The following is a 16858-nucleotide window of genomic DNA, read 5'->3' on the forward strand; positions in this document are numbered from 1 at the left end:
GCGCGGGCCTGCCGCGCGTTTGAGCGCGTGGGCCGGGCCCGCCGGTGGCCGGCGGCGCGCCGCCCTGGTGGGCATCGGGATCGGGCTGGCCGCGGCTGCGAAGTTCGTCCCGGCCATTGCGGCACCTGCCCTGGCCCGGCGACGCCCGCTGACGACGGGGCTCGCCGCCGCAGCGACGTTCGTCCTCAGCTACGTCCCCTACGTCGCAGTGACGGGTTGGGCCGTCGTCGGCTACCTGCCCGGCTATCTCGACGAAGAGGGCTACGAGAGCGGCTCGCGGTTCGCGCTGCTCTCGCCGTTCCTCCCCGGGCTCTGGGCGACGGGCGTCGCGGCCGCGCTCATCGTGACGGCGCTCGCGCTCGCCTGGAGGTTCGCCGACCCTCGCGCGCCGTGGCACGCGCAGGTCGTCTCGGTGGGCGCGGTCCTGCTGATCACCAGCCCGAGCTATCCGTGGTACGCCCTCGTGCTGATCCCGTTCATCGCGCTCAGCCGGCGCTGGGAGTGGCTGGCGGTGCCCATCGCGCTGACGGTCAAGACGCTCGTTCCCGCCCCGCCCGCCGGCACGCTCGTGATCGCCGCGGCCGCGGTCGCCGCCGGAGTCGCCACGGTGCTGCGCAGGCGCAGGCGCCGGGACCGGGCGGCGAACCGAGACCCGGCATCGAACCGAGACCCGGCATCGAACCGAGACCCGGCATCGAACCCGGGCCAGACGCCCACCGGGCAGACCATCCGAGAGGAGACAGCATGACAGCACTGCGGATCGCCGTGATCGGAGGGTCGGGCCTGTACCGGCTCTTCGACGAGAGGGACGACATCGAGACGGTCACCGTCGAGACCCCGTACGGTCCGCCGTCCGGTCCCATCCGAATCGGTCGGGTGGGCGGTCGCAGGGTCGCCTTCCTCGCGCGCCACGGCGAGGACCACGCGCTGGCGCCGCACCGCATCCCGTACCGCGCCAACCTCTGGGCCCTCGCGTCCCTCGGGGTGTGCGCCATCGTCACGAGCTCGGCCGTCGGCGGCATCTCGGATCGCGCCCGGCCGGGGACGTTCCTGGTGCCCGACCAACTCATCGACCGCACCGCCGGACGGCCCGACACCTTCTTCGACGGCGACGACGTGCAGCACCTCGCGGCGGCCGAGCCGTTCGATCCCGTGCTCTGCAGGGCGGCGGCGCGCGCGTTGACCGGTCTCGGCGAGGAGGTCGTGCCGAACGGAACGACGGTCGTCATCCAGGGCCCGCGATTCTCGACCCGCGCCGAGTCCGGGTGGTACCGCGCTGCGGGGGCCGACATCGTGAACATGACCCAGTATCCGGAGGCCGTGCTGGCGGCCGAGCTCGGTATGGGCCTGGTCACGATCGCCTTCGTCACCGACACCGACGCCGGCACCGCCGCGGGCGACACCGCCGACGCGGTCGATGCGGCGCGGGTGTTGGAGAGGATGGCTCAGGCGGGCCCGCGCCTGCGCTCCGCCGTCGCCGCCACCATCGCGGAGATCCCTACCGGCTATCGTCCGCGCACGCTCATCCCGGCCGCCGCTGTGCAACGGGTGCTGGCTGCGCCGCTCGCCGCCGAGCAGTCGCGATGACCCACCTGCTCGTCACCGGTGGTCTCGGCTTCATCGGGTCGCACATCGTGGAGGCCGCGCTCGGCCGTGGCTGGCGGGTGAGCGTCGTCGACTCGCTGCGCACCGACGTGCACGCGAGCGCGGAGGTGCCCGGCTGGTTCACCGCGCTGCGCGGCGAGGTCGACCTGCTCGTCGGGGACGCGGGCGCCATCCCGGAGTCGCTGCTGCGCGCCGCGGACCTGGTCTGCCACCAGGCGGCCAAGGTGGGGCTCGGCGTCGATTTCGGCGACGCGCCCGACTACGTCGACTCGAACGCCGGGGTGACGGCCCGACTGCTCGCCGCGATGGCAGCTGCCGGGACGACACGGCTGGTGCTCGCCTCGTCGATGGTCGTCTACGGGGAGGGCCTCTACCGCGACGGCGATGCGGTGGTGCAGCCGCCCGCGCGCGCCGTGGGCGACCTGCGGGCCGGCCGGTACGACCCGCTCGACTCCGCGGGTCGCCCCCTGGAGCCTGTGCTCATCCGCGAGGACGACCCGATGGAGCCGCGCAACGTGTATGCGGTCAGCAAGCTCGCTCAGGAGCAGCTGGCGCGTTCGTGGGCCCGCGTCACCGGCGGTCGCGCTGTCGCGCTGCGCTACCACAATGTGTTCGGTCCCCGGATGCCTCGGGGCACGCCGTATGCGGGGGTCGCCTCCCTGTTCCGGTCGCGGCTGCACGAGGGCCTCCCGCCGCTCGTGTTCGAGGACGGTCGCCAGCGACGCGACTTCGTCGAGGTGGGCGATGTGGCCGAGGCGAATCTTCGCGCGGCCGACGCCGTGACGGACGGGCGCGGCGGTTCGTTCCGGGCCTACAACGTCGGCAGCGGCACGGTGCGGACGATCGGAGAGTTCGCGACCGACCTGGCGGCGGCCCTCGGCGGCCCCGCGCCGATCGTGACGGGGGACTTCCGGCTCGGCGACGTGCGGCACATCACCGCGTCCTCCGAGCGGATCGCGGCCGAGCTGGGCTGGCGGGCCGAGCGCCCGTGGTCCGACGCGATCCGCGATTTCGCTTCCGCCCCGATGCGGCCTGCGGCCCGGGAGCCCGTCAGCGGATAGCTGTCCTCCGCCGGTATCCGTCGCACCTGCCGGGAAAGCGCACTCGCCCTCCTCCGCGGCGGCGATGCCGCGCGGAGCGAATGACCCGTTGTTCAGGAGTCGAGCGCAGTCTGCTGATACAGAGCCAGTCGCGGGCGACCGTCGACCAGCGTGTACACACTCGTCATCCGAGCGGAGAAGGGGTTCTCCTCGTGCTCGCGTTCCGCCGTCCCGCAGTACACCAGCGCGGCAGTGTCCGGCCCGAGTGGGAGACGGCGGGTGTCGGTGAGCTCGTAGCTGTCCCACGGGGGCGCATCGTCGAGGCTGGCAACGACCGCATCCCTGTCCAGTACGGACCCATCGACGAGCACCATCACCGCTTCGGGAGTCATCAGCTCACCGTAGAAGGCGGCCCCACGGGAGGCGCAGAGAGCATCCCACCCTGCGCGCTCGAGGTCGACGAGGTTCTCAAGGTCCAGTGTGTGCATACTCGGGCACGATACGCCGTGACGGCGGTCAGAGGCTGCTCAGGAGGCCTCCGAATCCGTCGCACCGCACCATCAGGTGAACGGGGGTGCCGTTTGCCCGCCACCAGATCAACGGGATGAGCGTGCTCCACTGTCCCATCCGTGCCCCCTCCTCCTCAGTGCCGATGTCGACCGGCACGCCGATGACCCGCACTACCTGCCCATCCCCGAGAAAGACGCGTACGTCATCCTGCGCCTCTACGGGCCCAGCGAAGCCATCCAGAACGGCGACTACGCACCGCCGGTCCTCGAGGTCTTGGATGAATCGGCCTGACTTTCGTTCCTAGCGGGCGCTTTGTCCGGCAGGTGCCGGGTTGGCTGATTCCAGGTCAGCGTTGTACGCGGTTTCGACCTCGTGCGGGGTGCGCATGTCGAGTTCGCCGACGAGAAGCTGACCATCGATGTCATGCTCACCGACACGAGTACCCGCTATCGGCTCTGGCTCAGCAATGCTGCACTCGTCTACAGTGCCGCACCGCAGAAGGGCGAGGCGGATGTAACACTCACCACGACTAGGCGGAGCCTTCCCGCGCTGGCGACCGGCGCCCTAACAGCGGACGGGCTTGCTGAGGCGGGTATTGAGCTGGACGGAGACGGCGCGGTGCTGGGACGGTTGGCGGCATTGCTGTCGCCGGGCGACAAAGACTTCTCGATCGTGACCCCTTGAGTAACGGGCAGTAGTCCCGCCGCACACTCGTCTCCGCGATCAGCAATATTCAGCTCGTGATCGCGGCCGTGATCATGCCGAGGATGTTCTCGGCGACGGTCTCCGGCGCGGCGCCGTGCCCGACGAGTTGGATGCCGGCGTTCAGCAGGCCCTGAGCGAGGGTCAGGCTGATCATGGGGTCGTCGACGCCGACGTCCGAGAAGGCGAGTTCGAGGGGGCGGATGACCACGCGGTGCAACCGCTTGATCTCCTCGGCGTCGGTGGGGGCGAGTTCCGCTTGGCTGAGCCGGGTGGCGAGGTCGTGGTGGCCGTCGGCGGCGAGCCGCATCGCCTGATGCACGAAACGGGAGAGTCTCTCACGGCCGGTCAGCCCGGTGAGGGAGTCCTCGATCTCGGTGTTCCAGCGTTCGATGGCTTGGATGGCGACGGCGGCGAGGATGTCGTCGCGAGAGCGGAAGTATTCGTAGACGCTGGAGCGGGCGAGTCCTGCTCTCTCGCCGACAGATCGCGGGTTGACGGCGTCGATGCCCTGCTCGTGGATGATGGCCTCGGCGGCGGCGAGCAGGGAAGCTTTCTGGGCTGCCCGGTGCTCGGCGACTGTGGGTGCGGAGATCCGGGGCATCTTCCTATTATCCGTAGCATCCTCCCGGCCGCAGAGTCGGCCGGGAGGAACGCTGCCTGAGTCAGTCAGCGGTGGGTGCCGTCAGGAGTGTCGGCTCGGCGGCCGAGGCGGCGACTGCCGGGGTGGCGCGCCGGATGGCTTTTCCGAGGGCGACGAGCAGGAGGACGAACGCGGCCGTGAGCAGGATGTGGCCGATGCCGGCGACTCCGGCGACCATGGGGCCGGCTGTCTGGCCGAGCACGGTGAGCACGCCGTGCCAGATCATGGTTCCGCCGGTGATGACCAGGCCGGCGTTGTAGATCCAGAAGAACCAGGTGAAGGAGCGGCTGGCGCTGAGCGTGAAGAGCTTCTCGAGGCCGAGCAGGATCAGCATGACCAGTGCGCCGAGGGCGAGGAAGTGGGTGTGCACGCCGCTGAGCTGGGTGGAGCCGGTTTCGGGGAAGTGGTTGAGCTGGGTGAAGTCGCGGTAGAAGAGCCCGGAGGCGAGGCCGAGGCCGACGTAGACGGCGGCGGCGAGGTAGATGCGGCGCATCGGAGTCCTTTCGTAGGTGAGGGGTCAGTGGCTGAGGCTGTCGAGGAAGCTGCGCGAGGCGTCGCTGATGTGCTTACGGGCGTCGTCGTGGCCGATGGTGGGCGTGTTGTCGCCGGGCTGCGGCCCGTAGTCGCCGAACTGGGCGTGCGACGCGCCGTCGATCACGGTGAAGTGCGCATCGGCGGGAAGGTCGTGACGGGAGGCGTCGATCTTGGCGGGGTGGCCAGGCCGTCCCGTGTGCCGGAGATCGACTCCACGGCGGCGTGCAGGGTGGAGCTGATGTCGTTGGCCGGGTACGAGGCGTAGAGGAGCAGCCCGGTGACGGGCGCTTTCCCCTTAGGCGCTGCGCCGGTGGCTTCCATCGCGGCGACGGTTCCGCCGAGGGAGTGTCCGCCGACGACCCAGTGCTGGATCTCCGGGTGGTCGGCGCGGGCGCTGTCGAGGGCTCCGAGGGCGAAGAAGGCGATGCCCAACGGCTGCTTGGCGATGACGACGGTGTGGCCGTCTTCGGCCAGTGGCCGCAGCACGGCGGCGTAGGCGCGGGCGTCCACTAGCGCGCCGGGCTGGAACAGCACGCCGACGGAGTCGTCCGCCTTCCGCGGCTGCAGCACGATCTGGGTGGGGGTCTCCGAGATGGTGACGGTCGTATCGGAGTGCATCGCGGTCAGTGCCGGTTCGACAGCGCCGTAGGGCCGAAGCCACGCGGTCAGGGCGAGCCAGCCGGCGGCGAGGACGATCAAGACGATCCGTCCGGTGCGACGCCACCCGCCGCCGCGCCGTGCGCGTGGGCGCAGCGTCCACCAGATCCCGGTGGCCGAGGCCACGAGGGTGACGGCGAGAAGCACGGCGTAGGCGGGGTTGCCGTGCAAGATCGCAGCGAGCGAGGTGGTGATGGCCCACAGGCAGATCAGGACGCCCGCGATCGCAACGGCGCATCCGATCCAGCTGAGGGCGTCACGTCGCGGCGCGGAGCCGGGCTTCCGAGTCGTCGGGGTGACCGGTTCTGATTCGGTGTCTGTCATGAGGAGATCGTCTCTTTCGTGGTGATGTCGGTGGATGCTCGTCTGGGGGCGCCGAGCGCGATGGAGGCGAGCAGTGCGATGCCGAGGAAGCCGGCGCCGGTGTAGGCGGCGGCCGAGGTGGCGGTGGTCAGGCTCTGCGCCGCCTGCTGCCCGAGTGCGTGGGTCGCGGGGTGCGCCTGAAGCCCGGGGATCGCGGCGCCGGCGCTGTCGGTGACGGTGGCCACGACCTTCTCCGCCCGAGCGTCGTCGATCCCATCACCGGCGAGGCGGTGCCCCAGGTCGATGGAGAGCACGCCGAACAGGACGGTGCCGAGGATGGCGATGCCGAGTGCGGAGCCGATCTGTCGCGCGGTGCTCTGGGTTCCGGAGGCCTGGCCGCTTCGCTCGACGGGCACATCCCGCAGCACGACGTTGGTCACCTGGCTGCTCGCCAGCCCGAGGCCGAGGCCGTAGACGAACAGCGCTCCTGCCAGGACCACCCAGCTCAGACCAGTCGTGAGGAGCAGCCCGATCAGCAGCACGCCGACCAGCTCGAGCGCGATGCCGAGCCGGAGCATCCCGGTGGGCGAGATGCGGTTGCGCAGGCCGCCGACCATCCCGGTGGCGAGGAAGGAACCGATGGCGAGCGCCACCAGAACGGACCCGGTCTGCAGTGCGCTGTAGCCCAGGACGTTCTGCATCCAGAGCGGTAGCACGAACAGGATGCCCAACTCGCCCAGGCTCACCAGCGCTGCCACCACGTTTCCCGCGGCGAAGCTGCGGATGGAGAACAGCTCGATCGGCAGCAGCGTCGACCGGCCCGCCCGCGCGCGGCGCCGCTCGAACGCGATGAACCCAGCCGTGCTGAGCGCGGCGATCAGGAAGAGGAACGGAGTGAGCGAGACAGCGAAGGGCCACGCGACGCCGGCGATCGTGGGCGCGTGGTTCGTCGTCCACCAGCCGAGCGTGCGTCCCTCGATCAGGGCGAAGACCAGGCTCCCGGCCGCCACGACGACGAGCAGCGTCCCGACGATGTCGAATCGTCCGCTCGTGCCGCCACGGGACTCGCGGATCGTGAAGAAGGCCGCGACGATCACGGCGATACCGAACGGGACGTTGATCCCGAATGCCCAGCGCCACGAGGCATCGGTGATCAGCCAGCCGCCCAGCAGCGGCCCGACAGCCGCCATCCCTCCGATCACGGAGCCCCAGACGGCGAACGCGATCGAGCGGTCCTTGCCGCGGAAGGTCGCGTTGATCAGCGACATGGTGGCCGGCAGCACCATCGCACCGCCGACGCCCTGGGCGACACGGGCCGCGATCAGCATCGGCCCGGACACGGAGAGTCCCGCCGCGATCGAGGCCAACGTGAACACCGCCACACCGGTGACCAGCAGCCTGCGCCGTCCCCATCGGTCGCCGAGTGTGCCGAACGGGATGAGCAGTGCGGCGAATACGAGCGTGTATGCCTCCTGGACCCACTGCGCTTGGGTCGAGGAGATCTGCAGGTCGTCCACGATCGACGGGATCGCCACGTTCACGATCGTGGAGTCGACGATGATCAGCGACACAGCGACACTGATCGCAGCAAGGCCGAGCCAACGGGTACGGGTAGTTCGCATGCTGACTAGTTTACCGACATACTGTCGGGAAATGCAAAATCGGGATCCTCTCTTCAGGTTCTCGGCCGGTCGCGGTGCGCTTGTTGACATCGGGAGGAATCTGCGAATACTTAAGCACATGGTTAAGTATCTGGATGAGGTGTTCCGTGCCTTGGCCGACCCGAGCCGGCGGCTGATGCTGGAGCGCCTGGGCCGCGGCCCGGCGACGGTCAGTGAGCTCGCGCAGCCGCTGCCGATGTCGCTCCCGGCCGTCGTTCAGCATCTTGAGGTTCTGCGGAGCAGTGGCTTGGTGCAGACCCACAAGACGGGGAGGGTACGGATGTGCCGACTCAACCGCGACGCGCTCGACGAGGCCGAGTCGTGGTTCGCCGCCCAGAGGCAGCAGTGGGAGAAGCGATTGGACAGCCTGGGGGAGTTCCTCGACGCCTCGGGCGACGAATGGGAGAACAGCAGATGAGCAATCACAGCACGAAACACGACACCATGGTCCTCGAGCGGGTGTATCCCGCCGATGTCGCCCGGGTTTTCGCCGCCTGGGCCGACCCTGCGGCCAAGCGTCTCTGGTTCACCGGAGGCGATGACGAGGGCGAGTACGCGCTCGACTTCCGGGTTGGCGGGCGGGAGTTCTCGCGGGCGTCGCTGCCGAACGGCGGCGATGAGTATGTCTACGACGCCGTCTACCAGGACATCGTGCCGGAGCAGCGCATCGTCTACACGAATCACATGCTCCGCAACGGCGACCGGATCTCCGTCTCGTTGACGTCGGTCCATTTCGCGGCAGTCGCCGAGGGCACGCGTCTGACCCTCACCGAGCACGGGGTCTACTTGGACGGCCTCGACGAGCCGGAGTATCGCCGGCAAGGCATCGCCGAGCAGTTGGAAGCGATCGCCCCCATGCTGGACGGAGGCGAGGGGTGACGATCACGACGAAAGTGCTCAGTGTGAGCATGCCCGTGCCGGATCAGGATCGGGCCCTGGCGTTCTACCGCGCAACGGTCTCGTCTTCATCCAAGAAGAGGCAGTACCTCGCTCAGAGCCAGAACCCGTCATGCTCAGCCATCATCGCGCCTCTCCTCGGTCAGGGCGGACAACGCCTCCCGGTTCGTGGGGAGGATGCGCACGTTGGTGAGTAGCCCCAGCTGCGTCAGCCGGTCCTGAACGCCGGGGCGGACCCGCGTCAGGGAGAGGTCGACCTGATGGGTTGCAAGGAACGACTGGATCGTGGTCCAGGACTCGGCTCCCGTCACGTCGATGTCGGTGACGGCTTCCATGTCGAGCACCAGGTGACGGATCGGCCCCTCGCTGACCGCCCGTTCGATGGCTCGCTCGAACACGGTCGCGTTGGCGAAGAAAAGCGGTGCGGCGAGCCGTACGACGACCACTCCGGGTGCGGTGGGTCGACCGCTGGGTGCGGCTTCGAGCGGGGAGTGGTCGGGGTCGCCGTCAGCGGCGAGCGTGTCGATGGGCGGGTTCGCCGCCCGCCGGGTGACGTTGATGACGGCCAGGACGAAGGCGATGACGATGCCTGCGATGGGCCCGACGAAGAGGGAGCCGAGGAAGCAGGCGGCGCCGATGGCGAACTCGAACCGGTCGAGGCGCCAGAGACGGACGAAGTCGGGGATCCCGAGAAGCGGCAGCACGGCGACGGCGACGATTGCGCCGATGGCGGGTGAGGGGATGTGCTCGAGCAGTGCGGTTCCGAAGATGAGGAGCAGCAGGGTGCCGACGGCGGTGACGAGGCTGGGCAGCTGGGTGCGGGATCCGGCCTGACCCATCGCGGCCGTGCGGGACGTCGATGATCCGACGGTGAAGCCTCCGGTGACTCCCGCGCCGATATTGGACGCATCGTCCAAAATGCCGACTCGGGAGCAGATGGTTTGTCGATACGTTAGATATCAGGGCGAGGGTCGCTCAATGTCTAGACAAGGAAGCCGTTTCTTGAGTATTCGTAACATCCTGCTCACATTCGTCGCCGGCGGGAGCGTCGTCGTCGGCGCCTTTGCAGGTGCTGTGCCCGCTTCCGCCGAAGGTTCAGCTGCGGGGGAGTCAATTTCTGACCCTCACGCACTGCTCGAAGAGGTCGCACCGTCTCTTCTCGTAGGCGACGCGCCGCAGACCTCGGTCGATGTGGGTGCTACAGAGAACCTGTCACCGAAATCGGAGGGGGAGCCCGGTGTCCCGGTAACCGTGACCGTCGCGCCGAAAGACAGCGAGCCAGTATCGGTGCCGATTCAGTTGGAGGCGGCCACCACGCCTGACCCGGTAGCGGACGCTGGGATCACAAGCTTCAACACCGCGAGCGACAATGTCAAACGCTATGTGGTCGAAAACTCAGTCGGCGCTAGCGTCGTCACCGCCTATCAACGCCCACAGGACAGCTACAAGAGCAGCACCACCTTTGCTCTGCCCGACGGGTTCTACCCTCAGAAGCAGGCTTCGGGTGAGTACTACCTCACGAACGGAGGCGAGGTCCGCGGAGCGGTGATGCCGCCGTGGGCCAAGGATGCGACGGGTCGGGACCTCAAGACGTCTTATGAATGGGACGGTCTCACGGTGACGCAGGACGTCGAGGTTCCCGCGGACGCGGTCTTCCCGATCACAGCGGACCCGGCGTGGAGCTACACCTGGACGGCCGTCATCAAGATCGGCGACCCGCTCACCCTTCGCACGAAGATGCACAGCTGCTTCAATTGCACCTTCCCGGTGCAGGGGGCACCCGCGGCATTCCCTGTCACTGGACAGAAGCTGCCCTTGACAGTCGGCATCGCAGGCATCAACCTCGACTTCACGTGCATCTTCGACCAAGAAGCCTGGACCCCCAAGGTTCCGGAGCTCTACCCGAACGGCCAATTCGGCTTCTGGTTCAACTCGGCTCCAAGCCATGTCGACGGTGCGGGCTCCCGGATCTCGTTCAACTTCTGGACAAAGAAGGAGACGGACTCCAGCATCAAGATGAGGTTCACGGTCACGGGGAGCATCACGAACGAGACTCCCGCGGGAATGCCCCAGTGGATCTATCTGCCAGGTGCAAAAGCACAATGGGAGGTGTTCGTGCGGCGAGCGATCGTCGCCGTCGGCGGACCGGTCAGCACACAAGCGCAAAACTCTTACTGGAATTGGATCAACTAGCTGAACAAGTCAACGACACCACCGGCCGACACGGGTGCCATCCAGCAGACGGATGGCACCCGGTCAGCCCGCCGCCTGCTCCTGTTCTGCCTCCTCTGGTTTGCAACGAGGGCTGCTTTGTTTGCGTCAACGAGCCTGCTGTCAGCGGTGCGACGTCAGACCACGGGTACCGATGTGCTCTCGACCGGGCTGGGCGCATACCTCGGCCTGGGGATCCTTATCGTCATCCCGTTGACGGCGATCGGCTCAGCGGTGGCGTGGGTGGTGGCGGTCGTTAGCGTGGGACGCCGTGGGCGGGCGTCCGGCATTCTGTTCTGGTTGGCGGTCTTCATCGAGCTGGCGTGCAACAGCATCTACATGCTGTGTGCTGTCCCGTCCGACATCGGCTCTGTTTCCGCTGCCCTCGCGTTTGCTGTCCTGTGGTCGCTTGTTCTTCCGGTGGCTGTGATGTGGCGCCGGCGCCGGGACAGCTGACGTCGATCCTCGTGGCATCCCGAGCACTCTCTGACTCCGAGGTTGCACAGCTCCTCGCAGCTCTTCCTCCTTCGGGACCGTACCGCCGATTCGTGCTCGCCATGTTGTTGACGGGGCGCCGGCTCGACGAGATCGCCGGGCTTCGAGCATCCGACGTGGATCTCGTCGAGGGGACGATTGCGGTACGGCGGACCGCTTCCCCTGGGCTATCCGGAGAAAATGCGCTGGGGCCTACCAAGGGGCGGCGTGCGCGTACGGTGCCGATTGCCGCTCCGCTGCGCCCGATCATCGAGGATGCGCTGCAGGGCAAAACCGAGCATGACTTCCTGTTCCCTGGGCTGCGTGGTGGCAGGATCACGTCAAAGAATCTGAGCCGGGCGCTCAACTGGAAGTCGGTTCGGGGAGGAATCAAAATCTTCCTCGCGGAGGAGCGTCTGTTGCACTGGCACGACCTCCGACACACGGCAGCGGTGATGTTGTTCCGCTCAGGCGTGTCAGCGCCGGACGTGCAGGCGATCCTTGGACATTCCTCGCTGGCCGTGACGCAGATCTACGCGGACACAAGGCGCGACGCTGCCCGCCGCGGGGGAGTGGCCTTGTCTGTTTCAAGGGAAAAGCAAGAGCCCCGCTTCAATTGAGCTGAGCGGGGCTTGCGGTGGCTCCGACCGGCATCGATCCGGTGACCTTTCGATTTTCAGTCGAAATCCTAGGACCTAATAGGACCTCGTAGGAACCAAAACCGTTGATTTTCCGCGGAAGTTGATCTACTGAGATCGCATAAAACCTCATGCGATCTCGTACGGTTGTAGTCAAAATGTAGTCACGCGAACGTGGCTTGAGGTCGTCATCTGGATCTGATGCATTGCATTTTTCAACGTCATCAACCGGCCAAATCAGCTCTCGAGATGCGGCAGCCGCTATATAAGGGGCGCGGAACCTCACACGGCCCATCTCAGCGCGAGAGGTCTTCGTCACGCAGGTTTCACGTGCGGCGCGGATGGCGGAAACACCGGCTTCCTAGCGTGGTGGCATCCACTCGCTCCCGTCGCAGGAGGTCCTCAGATGACCGGCACCGTCTCCGCACCCTCAACGACCGTATCGTCTCAAAGCCCAGCCGGCGCGGCCACCCGCGCCGGCCTCGCCTTCCGTCCCGGCCGGTGGATCGACGGCTGGAACGCCGAGGACACCACTCAGTGGGAGGCCGCCGGCGCCGCGATCGCGCAGCGCAACCTCCGCTGGTCGATCTTCGCCGAGTTCCTCGGGTTCGTCGTCTGGCAGCTGTGGTCCATCGTCGTCGTCGCGCTGCCGGCCGCCGGCTTCCACTTCAGCACGACGCAGACGTTCTGGCTGATCTCGATGCCGAGCCTCGTCGGCGCGACCCTGCGGTTCCCGTACACGTTCATGGTCCCCAAGTTCGGAGGCCGCAACTGGACGATCGTGTCGGCGGCGCTGCTGGTCATCCCGACGGTCGGGCTCGCGATCTGCGTGTCGAACCCGCAGACGCCGTTCGGCGTGATGCTGCTGGTGGCGGCGCTCGCCGGGTTCGGCGGGGGCAACTTCGCCAGCTCGATGGCGAACATCACCTTCTTCTACCCGCAGCGCAAGAAGGGCTGGGCGCTCGGCCTCAACGCGGCGGGCGGAAACCTCGGCGCGGCGGTCGCGCAGTTCGCGGTCCCGATCGTCATCACGATCGGCGCCGGCGCCACGCTGCAGCTCCCGCTCGCCGGGCTCGTCTGGATCCCGCTCATCCTCGTCGCGATCATCGGCGCCTCGCGCCGCATGGACAACCTCTCGAACGCCCGCGCCGACGTGAAGGCCTCGCTCGCCGCCCTCCGCGCGCCGGAGCTGTGGCTGATGGCCCTGCTCTACATCGGCACCTTCGGATCCTTCATCGGGTTCTCCGGCGTCTTCCCCAAGCTCATCGCCGACCAGTTCCCCGCGTTCAGCGCCTTCCCGGTGGCGGGCGCGACGCTGTCGCTGGCGTTCCTCGGCGCGCTCGTCGGCTCGCTCGCCCGGCCCTTCGGCGGCAGGCTCGCCGACCGGTTCGGCGGCAGCGCGGTGACCATCGCCTCCTTCGTGGTCATGGCGCTCGGAGCGCTCGCGGTCATCCTCACCCTGCCGCTGGGCAACTTCTGGCTGTTCCTCGGCTTCTTCCTCGTGCTCTTCATCGCGAGCGGCGCGGGCAACGGCGCGACGTACCGGATGATCCCCACACTGTTCGCGCTGCGCTCGGGCGCCGCCGATGGGCACTCGTCGGCCGGTGACGTCTCGTCGCAACGCACCGCCGCCGCGGCGCTCGGAATCGTCTCGGCCTTCGGCGCGTACGGCGGCTTCGTCATCCCGCAGGTGCTGGGGCTGTCGAAGTCCACCACCGGAGGCTACGCAGCCGGGCTGTCGTGGTTCGTCGCCGCGTACGTGGTGCTGCTGGCGGTCACTGTCGCGATCGCCGTGCGCGGCCGTCGTCGCGGGGTGCGGATCTGAGCGGGGGCACCCCGGTGGATGCGCCGAGCCACTGCCCGTACTGCGCGTTGCAGTGCGCCATGACGCTCACGCCGACGCCCGCCGCCGCGACGCCCGTCGCGGTGGCGGGCCGCGCGTTCCCGACGAACCGCGGCGGCCTTTGCAAGAAGGGATGGACCTCCGCCGAGCTGCTCGCGACGCCCGGCCGGCTGACCACGCCGCTGATCCGGCGCGACGGCGCGCTGCGACCGGCGGACTGGGAGGAGGCGCTCGCCCTGATCGCGGCGCGGCTCCGCGCCATCCGCGCGGAGGACGGCCCCGACGCGGTCGCGGTCTTCGGCGGCGGCGGTCTCACCAACGAGAAGGCCTACCTGCTCGGCAAGTTCGCCCGCCTCGCGCTCGGCACCTCCCGCATCGACTACAACGGCCGGTTCTGCATGGCATCGGCCGCAGCGGCAGGCAACCGGGCCTTCGGCATCGACCGGGGGATGCCGTTCCCGGTGACCGATCTCGACGATGCCGACACGATCCTGCTGCTCGGCTCGAACGTCGCCGCCACGATGCCGCCGTTCATCGGCCACCTGGCCGGGGCGCGGGCGGCGGGCGGCCTGATCGTCGTCGACCCGCGCCGCTCGCAGACCGCGCAGCTCACGGCCGACGGGGGAGGCCTCCACCTGCAGCCGGCCCCCGGCACCGACCTCGTGGTGCTGCTCGGGCTGACGCACATCGTGCTCGCCGAGGGGCTGGCCGACCTCGACTACCTGGAGATGCGGACGACCGGGTTCGACACCGTGCGCCGCAGCGTCTCGGCGTGGTGGCCGGAGCGCGTGCAGGAGCACACCGGCGTGCCGGTCGCCCAGCTGCGGGAGGTCGCCCGTCGGCTCGCGCGCGGCCGCGGAAGCTACATCCTCACCGGCCGCGGGGTCGAGCAGCACGTGGACGGCACGGACACCGCGACGGCCGCGATCAACCTCGCGCTCGTTCTCGGGCTGGTCGGCCGCCCGGGTTCCGGCTACGGGACGCTGACCGGGCAGGGCAACGGCCAGGGCGGCCGCGAGCACGGTCAGAAGTGCGACCAGCTGCCGGGCTACCGTAAGATCGCCGACCCGGCCGACCGGGCCGCCGTCGCGGCCGTGTGGGGCGTCGACCCCGGCATCCTCCCCGGCCCGGGCGTGCCCGCCGTCGAACTGCTCGGGATGCTCGGCCGGCGCCCGGACGGCGTGCGAGCCCTGCTCGTGCACGGTTCCAACGTGGTCGTCTCCGGCCCCGACGCCGGGGCGATCCGAGCCGGGCTGGAGGCCCTCGACCTCCTCGTCGTGTGCGACTTCGTCCTGTCCGAGACCGCCGAGCTCGCCGACGTGGTGCTGCCGGTCACCCAGTGGGCGGAGGAGGAGGGCACGATGACCAATCTCGAAGGCCGCATCCTGCGCCGCCGCCGCGCCATCGACCCGCCGCCCGGCGTTCGGAGCGAGCTGGAGATCCTCGCGGATCTCGCCCGCCGGCTGGACGCGCCGTCGGTGTGGCCTACGGACCCTGCGGAGGTCTTCGACGAGCTGGCGCGCGCATCGGCGGGAGGCGTCGCCGACTACTCCGGGCTCAGCCATGCGCTGCTCGACGCGCAGCTGGAGCGCGGCGAGGCGGCGCACTGGCCCTACCCGTCCGGATCGAGCGGCACCCCGCGCCTGTTCGCGGACCGATTCGGCCACGCCGACGGACGCGCGCGGCTCGTCGCGGTGCGGCCCCGCGAGCTGACGTCCGGCCGAGCGGCGGGCGAGCTCACGCTGATCACCGGACGCCTCCTGGAGCACTACCAGTCCGGCGCCCAGACGCGCCGAGTCCCCGAGCTCGTGACCGCGCAACCGCGTGTCCGTGCCGAGCTGCACCCGGCGACGGCGGCCCGGCTCGGGATCGGCGACGGCGAGCCGGTGTGCGTCCGCAACCTCCGCGGAACCGTCGAGGCCACCGCCCTGCTCACCGAGGGGATGCGCATCGACACGGTGTTCCTGCCCTTCCACTTCGCGGGGAGGCACTGCGCCAACGTGCTGACGGAGGCCGCTGTCGACCCGATCTCGGCGATGCCGGAGTTCAAACGCACGCTGGTGACGGTGGAGGCCGTCACCGAGGGAGCGCTCACCGCGCAATGGGAGGCCATCGCATGACCAGACCCCTCCGGATCGTCCTGGTCGGCTACGGTCCCGTCGGCGCCCGTTTCGTGGAGGAGGTACTGCCCGCGATCGCGGCCGGGCAGGCCTCCCTCGTCGTCGTCGGCGCGGAGGACGAGGACGCGTACAACCGCGTGCTCGTCGCCGAGTACGCCGTGGGCGCAGCACCCCGCGATCGGCTCGACGTCACCGACACGGAGGCCGCCAGGGCCGCGGGCGCCGACATCCGGCTCGCCGAGACGGCGGTCGCGATCGACCGGGACCGGCAGCGCGTCACGACCTCGGCCGGGGACCAGCTGCCGTACGACCGGCTGGTGCTGGCCACCGGCGCCCGGGCGAACATCCCGACACTGGACGGCCTCGAGCACGCCCGGCGCGAGCGGGACGCCGCCCCGGCTCCCGCACTCGACCGCGGACGGCGGCCTCTGCCGGCCGGAGTCGTCGCCCTGCGCGACCTGGCCGACGCCGAAGCGGTCGCCCCGGTGGTCGCGGGCGGCGGCACGATCGTGGTGCTCGGCGCGGGCGTGCTCGGGATGGAGTTCGCCCTCCTCGCCGCCGAGCACGGCGCGCAGGTGGTGGTCGTCCACCACGGCCCGGCGCCGATGGCCCGCAATCTCGACGAGCCGGGCGGCCGGATGCTTGCACGCGCCGTCCGTGCCGTCGGGGTGGGGATGGCGGCGCACGCGCGCGCCGAGAGCGTCGGCTTCCGCGACACCGAGTCCGGGCGTGTGTTCGACGGGGTCGGCTGCGCGGACGGCACCTACATCCCCGGCGACCTCCTGGTGCTCTCGTGCGGCGTCGGAGCGCGCGTGGAGCTCGCGCTCGCCGCGGGACTCGCCTGCTCAGCCGGCGTGCTCGTCGACGAGGAGCTGCGCAGCTGGAGCGACCCCGACGTGTTCGCGATCGGGGACTGCGCGCAGGTCGCGGCCCCGGACGACGCGGACGCCGCCGGCCGGGTGCCTGGCGCTCCCAGCGGGCTGATCGGGCCGGGCTGGCGTCAGGCTGTCTCTTATACAC

At 69.3% G+C, this 16858-nt stretch carries 18 protein-coding genes and 1 pseudogene; 12 read left to right on the plus strand and 7 right to left on the minus strand.

All coding sequences use genetic code 11. From position 1 onward, the window contains the following. The 3 genes and pseudogenes from Q0Q23_RS17455 to Q0Q23_RS17465 form a co-directional block, all read left to right on the plus strand. Positions 1-748: pseudogene (locus Q0Q23_RS17455) on the plus strand (hypothetical protein); the annotation flags it as partial. Then, a complete protein-coding gene (locus Q0Q23_RS17460; protein ID WP_295127097.1) occupies positions 745-1587 on the plus strand; it encodes an MTAP family purine nucleoside phosphorylase in 843 nt (280 codons plus the stop codon). The pseudogene Q0Q23_RS17455 and the gene Q0Q23_RS17460, both read left to right, overlap by 4 nt. Then, entirely contained in the window at positions 1584-2666 is a 1083-nt protein-coding gene (locus Q0Q23_RS17465) for an NAD(P)-dependent oxidoreductase (RefSeq protein WP_295127100.1), read from the plus strand. Before Q0Q23_RS17460 ends, Q0Q23_RS17465 begins: the two co-directional genes overlap by 4 nt. Before the next feature lie 92 nt (positions 2667-2758). Here Q0Q23_RS17465 and Q0Q23_RS17470 read toward each other — a convergent pair whose 3' ends face one another. Next, the gene (locus Q0Q23_RS17470) at positions 2759-3133 is read right to left on the minus strand and encodes a nuclear transport factor 2 family protein (protein WP_295127103.1); all 375 of its coding nucleotides are present in this window, start codon (positions 3131-3133) and stop codon (positions 2759-2761) included. Between the two features lie 394 nt (positions 3134-3527). Between Q0Q23_RS17470 and Q0Q23_RS17475 the strand changes: the two genes are divergently transcribed. Beyond that, positions 3528-3839: an alkyl sulfatase C-terminal domain-containing protein gene (locus Q0Q23_RS17475; RefSeq protein ID WP_295127105.1), complete on the plus strand. Its 312-nt coding sequence runs from the start codon at positions 3528-3530 to the stop codon at positions 3837-3839. Positions 3840-3888: 49 nt separating this feature from the next. Here the strand turns inward: Q0Q23_RS17475 and Q0Q23_RS17480 are convergent, their stop codons facing one another. From Q0Q23_RS17480 to Q0Q23_RS17500, 5 genes are all read right to left on the minus strand, one after another. Beyond that, positions 3889-4461 carry a TetR/AcrR family transcriptional regulator gene (locus tag Q0Q23_RS17480; RefSeq protein ID WP_295127109.1) on the minus strand — a complete coding sequence of 191 codons (573 nt, stop codon included), beginning with the start codon at positions 4459-4461 and terminating at the stop codon, positions 3889-3891. Positions 4462-4522: 61 nt separating this feature from the next. Next, positions 4523-4993 (minus strand): DUF2871 domain-containing protein, encoded by a 471-nt coding sequence (locus tag Q0Q23_RS17485; protein WP_295127112.1) that lies wholly within the window; start codon positions 4991-4993, stop codon positions 4523-4525. 24 nt (positions 4994-5017) lie between these two features. After that, positions 5018-5158, minus strand: a complete 141-nt coding sequence (locus Q0Q23_RS17490) for a hypothetical protein (protein WP_295127115.1) — start codon at positions 5156-5158, stop codon at positions 5018-5020. After that, positions 5155-6015: an alpha/beta hydrolase gene (locus Q0Q23_RS17495; protein WP_295127118.1), complete on the minus strand. Its 861-nt coding sequence runs from the start codon at positions 6013-6015 to the stop codon at positions 5155-5157. The genes Q0Q23_RS17490 and Q0Q23_RS17495 overlap by 4 nt, the downstream gene beginning before the upstream one ends. Then, positions 6012-7616, minus strand: a complete 1605-nt coding sequence (locus tag Q0Q23_RS17500; RefSeq protein ID WP_295127120.1) for a DHA2 family efflux MFS transporter permease subunit — start codon at positions 7614-7616, stop codon at positions 6012-6014. Before Q0Q23_RS17500 ends, Q0Q23_RS17495 begins: the two co-directional genes overlap by 4 nt. Before the next feature lie 118 nt (positions 7617-7734). Between Q0Q23_RS17500 and Q0Q23_RS17505 the strand changes: the two genes are divergently transcribed. Then, a complete protein-coding gene (locus Q0Q23_RS17505) occupies positions 7735-8073 on the plus strand; it encodes a helix-turn-helix transcriptional regulator (protein WP_295127123.1) in 339 nt (112 codons plus the stop codon). Beyond that, a complete protein-coding gene (locus tag Q0Q23_RS17510) occupies positions 8070-8534 on the plus strand; it encodes an SRPBCC family protein (protein ID WP_295127126.1) in 465 nt (154 codons plus the stop codon). Before Q0Q23_RS17505 ends, Q0Q23_RS17510 begins: the two co-directional genes overlap by 4 nt. Before the next feature lie 134 nt (positions 8535-8668). On the opposite strand, the gene Q0Q23_RS17515 is transcribed toward Q0Q23_RS17510, so the two are convergent. After that, positions 8669-9469 carry a SulP family inorganic anion transporter gene (locus Q0Q23_RS17515; RefSeq protein WP_295127129.1) on the minus strand — a complete coding sequence of 267 codons (801 nt, stop codon included), beginning with the start codon at positions 9467-9469 and terminating at the stop codon, positions 8669-8671. A gap of 85 nt (positions 9470-9554) precedes the next feature. Here Q0Q23_RS17515 and Q0Q23_RS17520 point away from each other — a divergent pair, with 85 nt between their 5' ends. From Q0Q23_RS17520 to Q0Q23_RS17545, 6 genes are all read left to right on the plus strand, one after another. Next, on the plus strand, positions 9555-10745 hold the full coding sequence (locus tag Q0Q23_RS17520; protein ID WP_295127132.1) for a hypothetical protein: 1191 nt from the start codon (positions 9555-9557) through the stop codon (positions 10743-10745). A gap of 147 nt (positions 10746-10892) precedes the next feature. After that, positions 10893-11219, plus strand: coding sequence for a hypothetical protein (locus Q0Q23_RS17525; RefSeq protein ID WP_295127135.1), 327 nt, complete (start codon positions 10893-10895; stop codon positions 11217-11219). An 11-nt stretch (positions 11220-11230) separates the two neighbouring features. Further along, complete coding sequence (locus Q0Q23_RS17530; protein WP_295127138.1) at positions 11231-11857, plus strand: site-specific integrase; 627 nt, start codon at positions 11231-11233, stop codon at positions 11855-11857. 424 nt (positions 11858-12281) lie between these two features. Continuing rightward, positions 12282-13700 carry an MFS transporter gene (locus tag Q0Q23_RS17535; RefSeq protein ID WP_295127141.1) on the plus strand — a complete coding sequence of 473 codons (1419 nt, stop codon included), beginning with the start codon at positions 12282-12284 and terminating at the stop codon, positions 13698-13700. Positions 13701-13714: 14 nt separating this feature from the next. Then, positions 13715-15838: a molybdopterin oxidoreductase family protein gene (locus tag Q0Q23_RS17540; protein WP_295127143.1), complete on the plus strand. Its 2124-nt coding sequence runs from the start codon at positions 13715-13717 to the stop codon at positions 15836-15838. After that, positions 15835-16858, plus strand: a 1024-nt coding sequence (locus tag Q0Q23_RS17545; protein WP_295127147.1) for an NAD(P)/FAD-dependent oxidoreductase, incomplete at its 3' end; no start/stop codon positions are given. The genes Q0Q23_RS17540 and Q0Q23_RS17545, both read left to right, overlap by 4 nt.

Origin of the sequence: uncultured Leifsonia sp. (genome assembly GCF_945957465.1) — a bacterium.
In the GTDB taxonomy this organism is placed as follows: Bacteria; Actinomycetota; Actinomycetes; order Actinomycetales; family Microbacteriaceae; genus Leifsonia.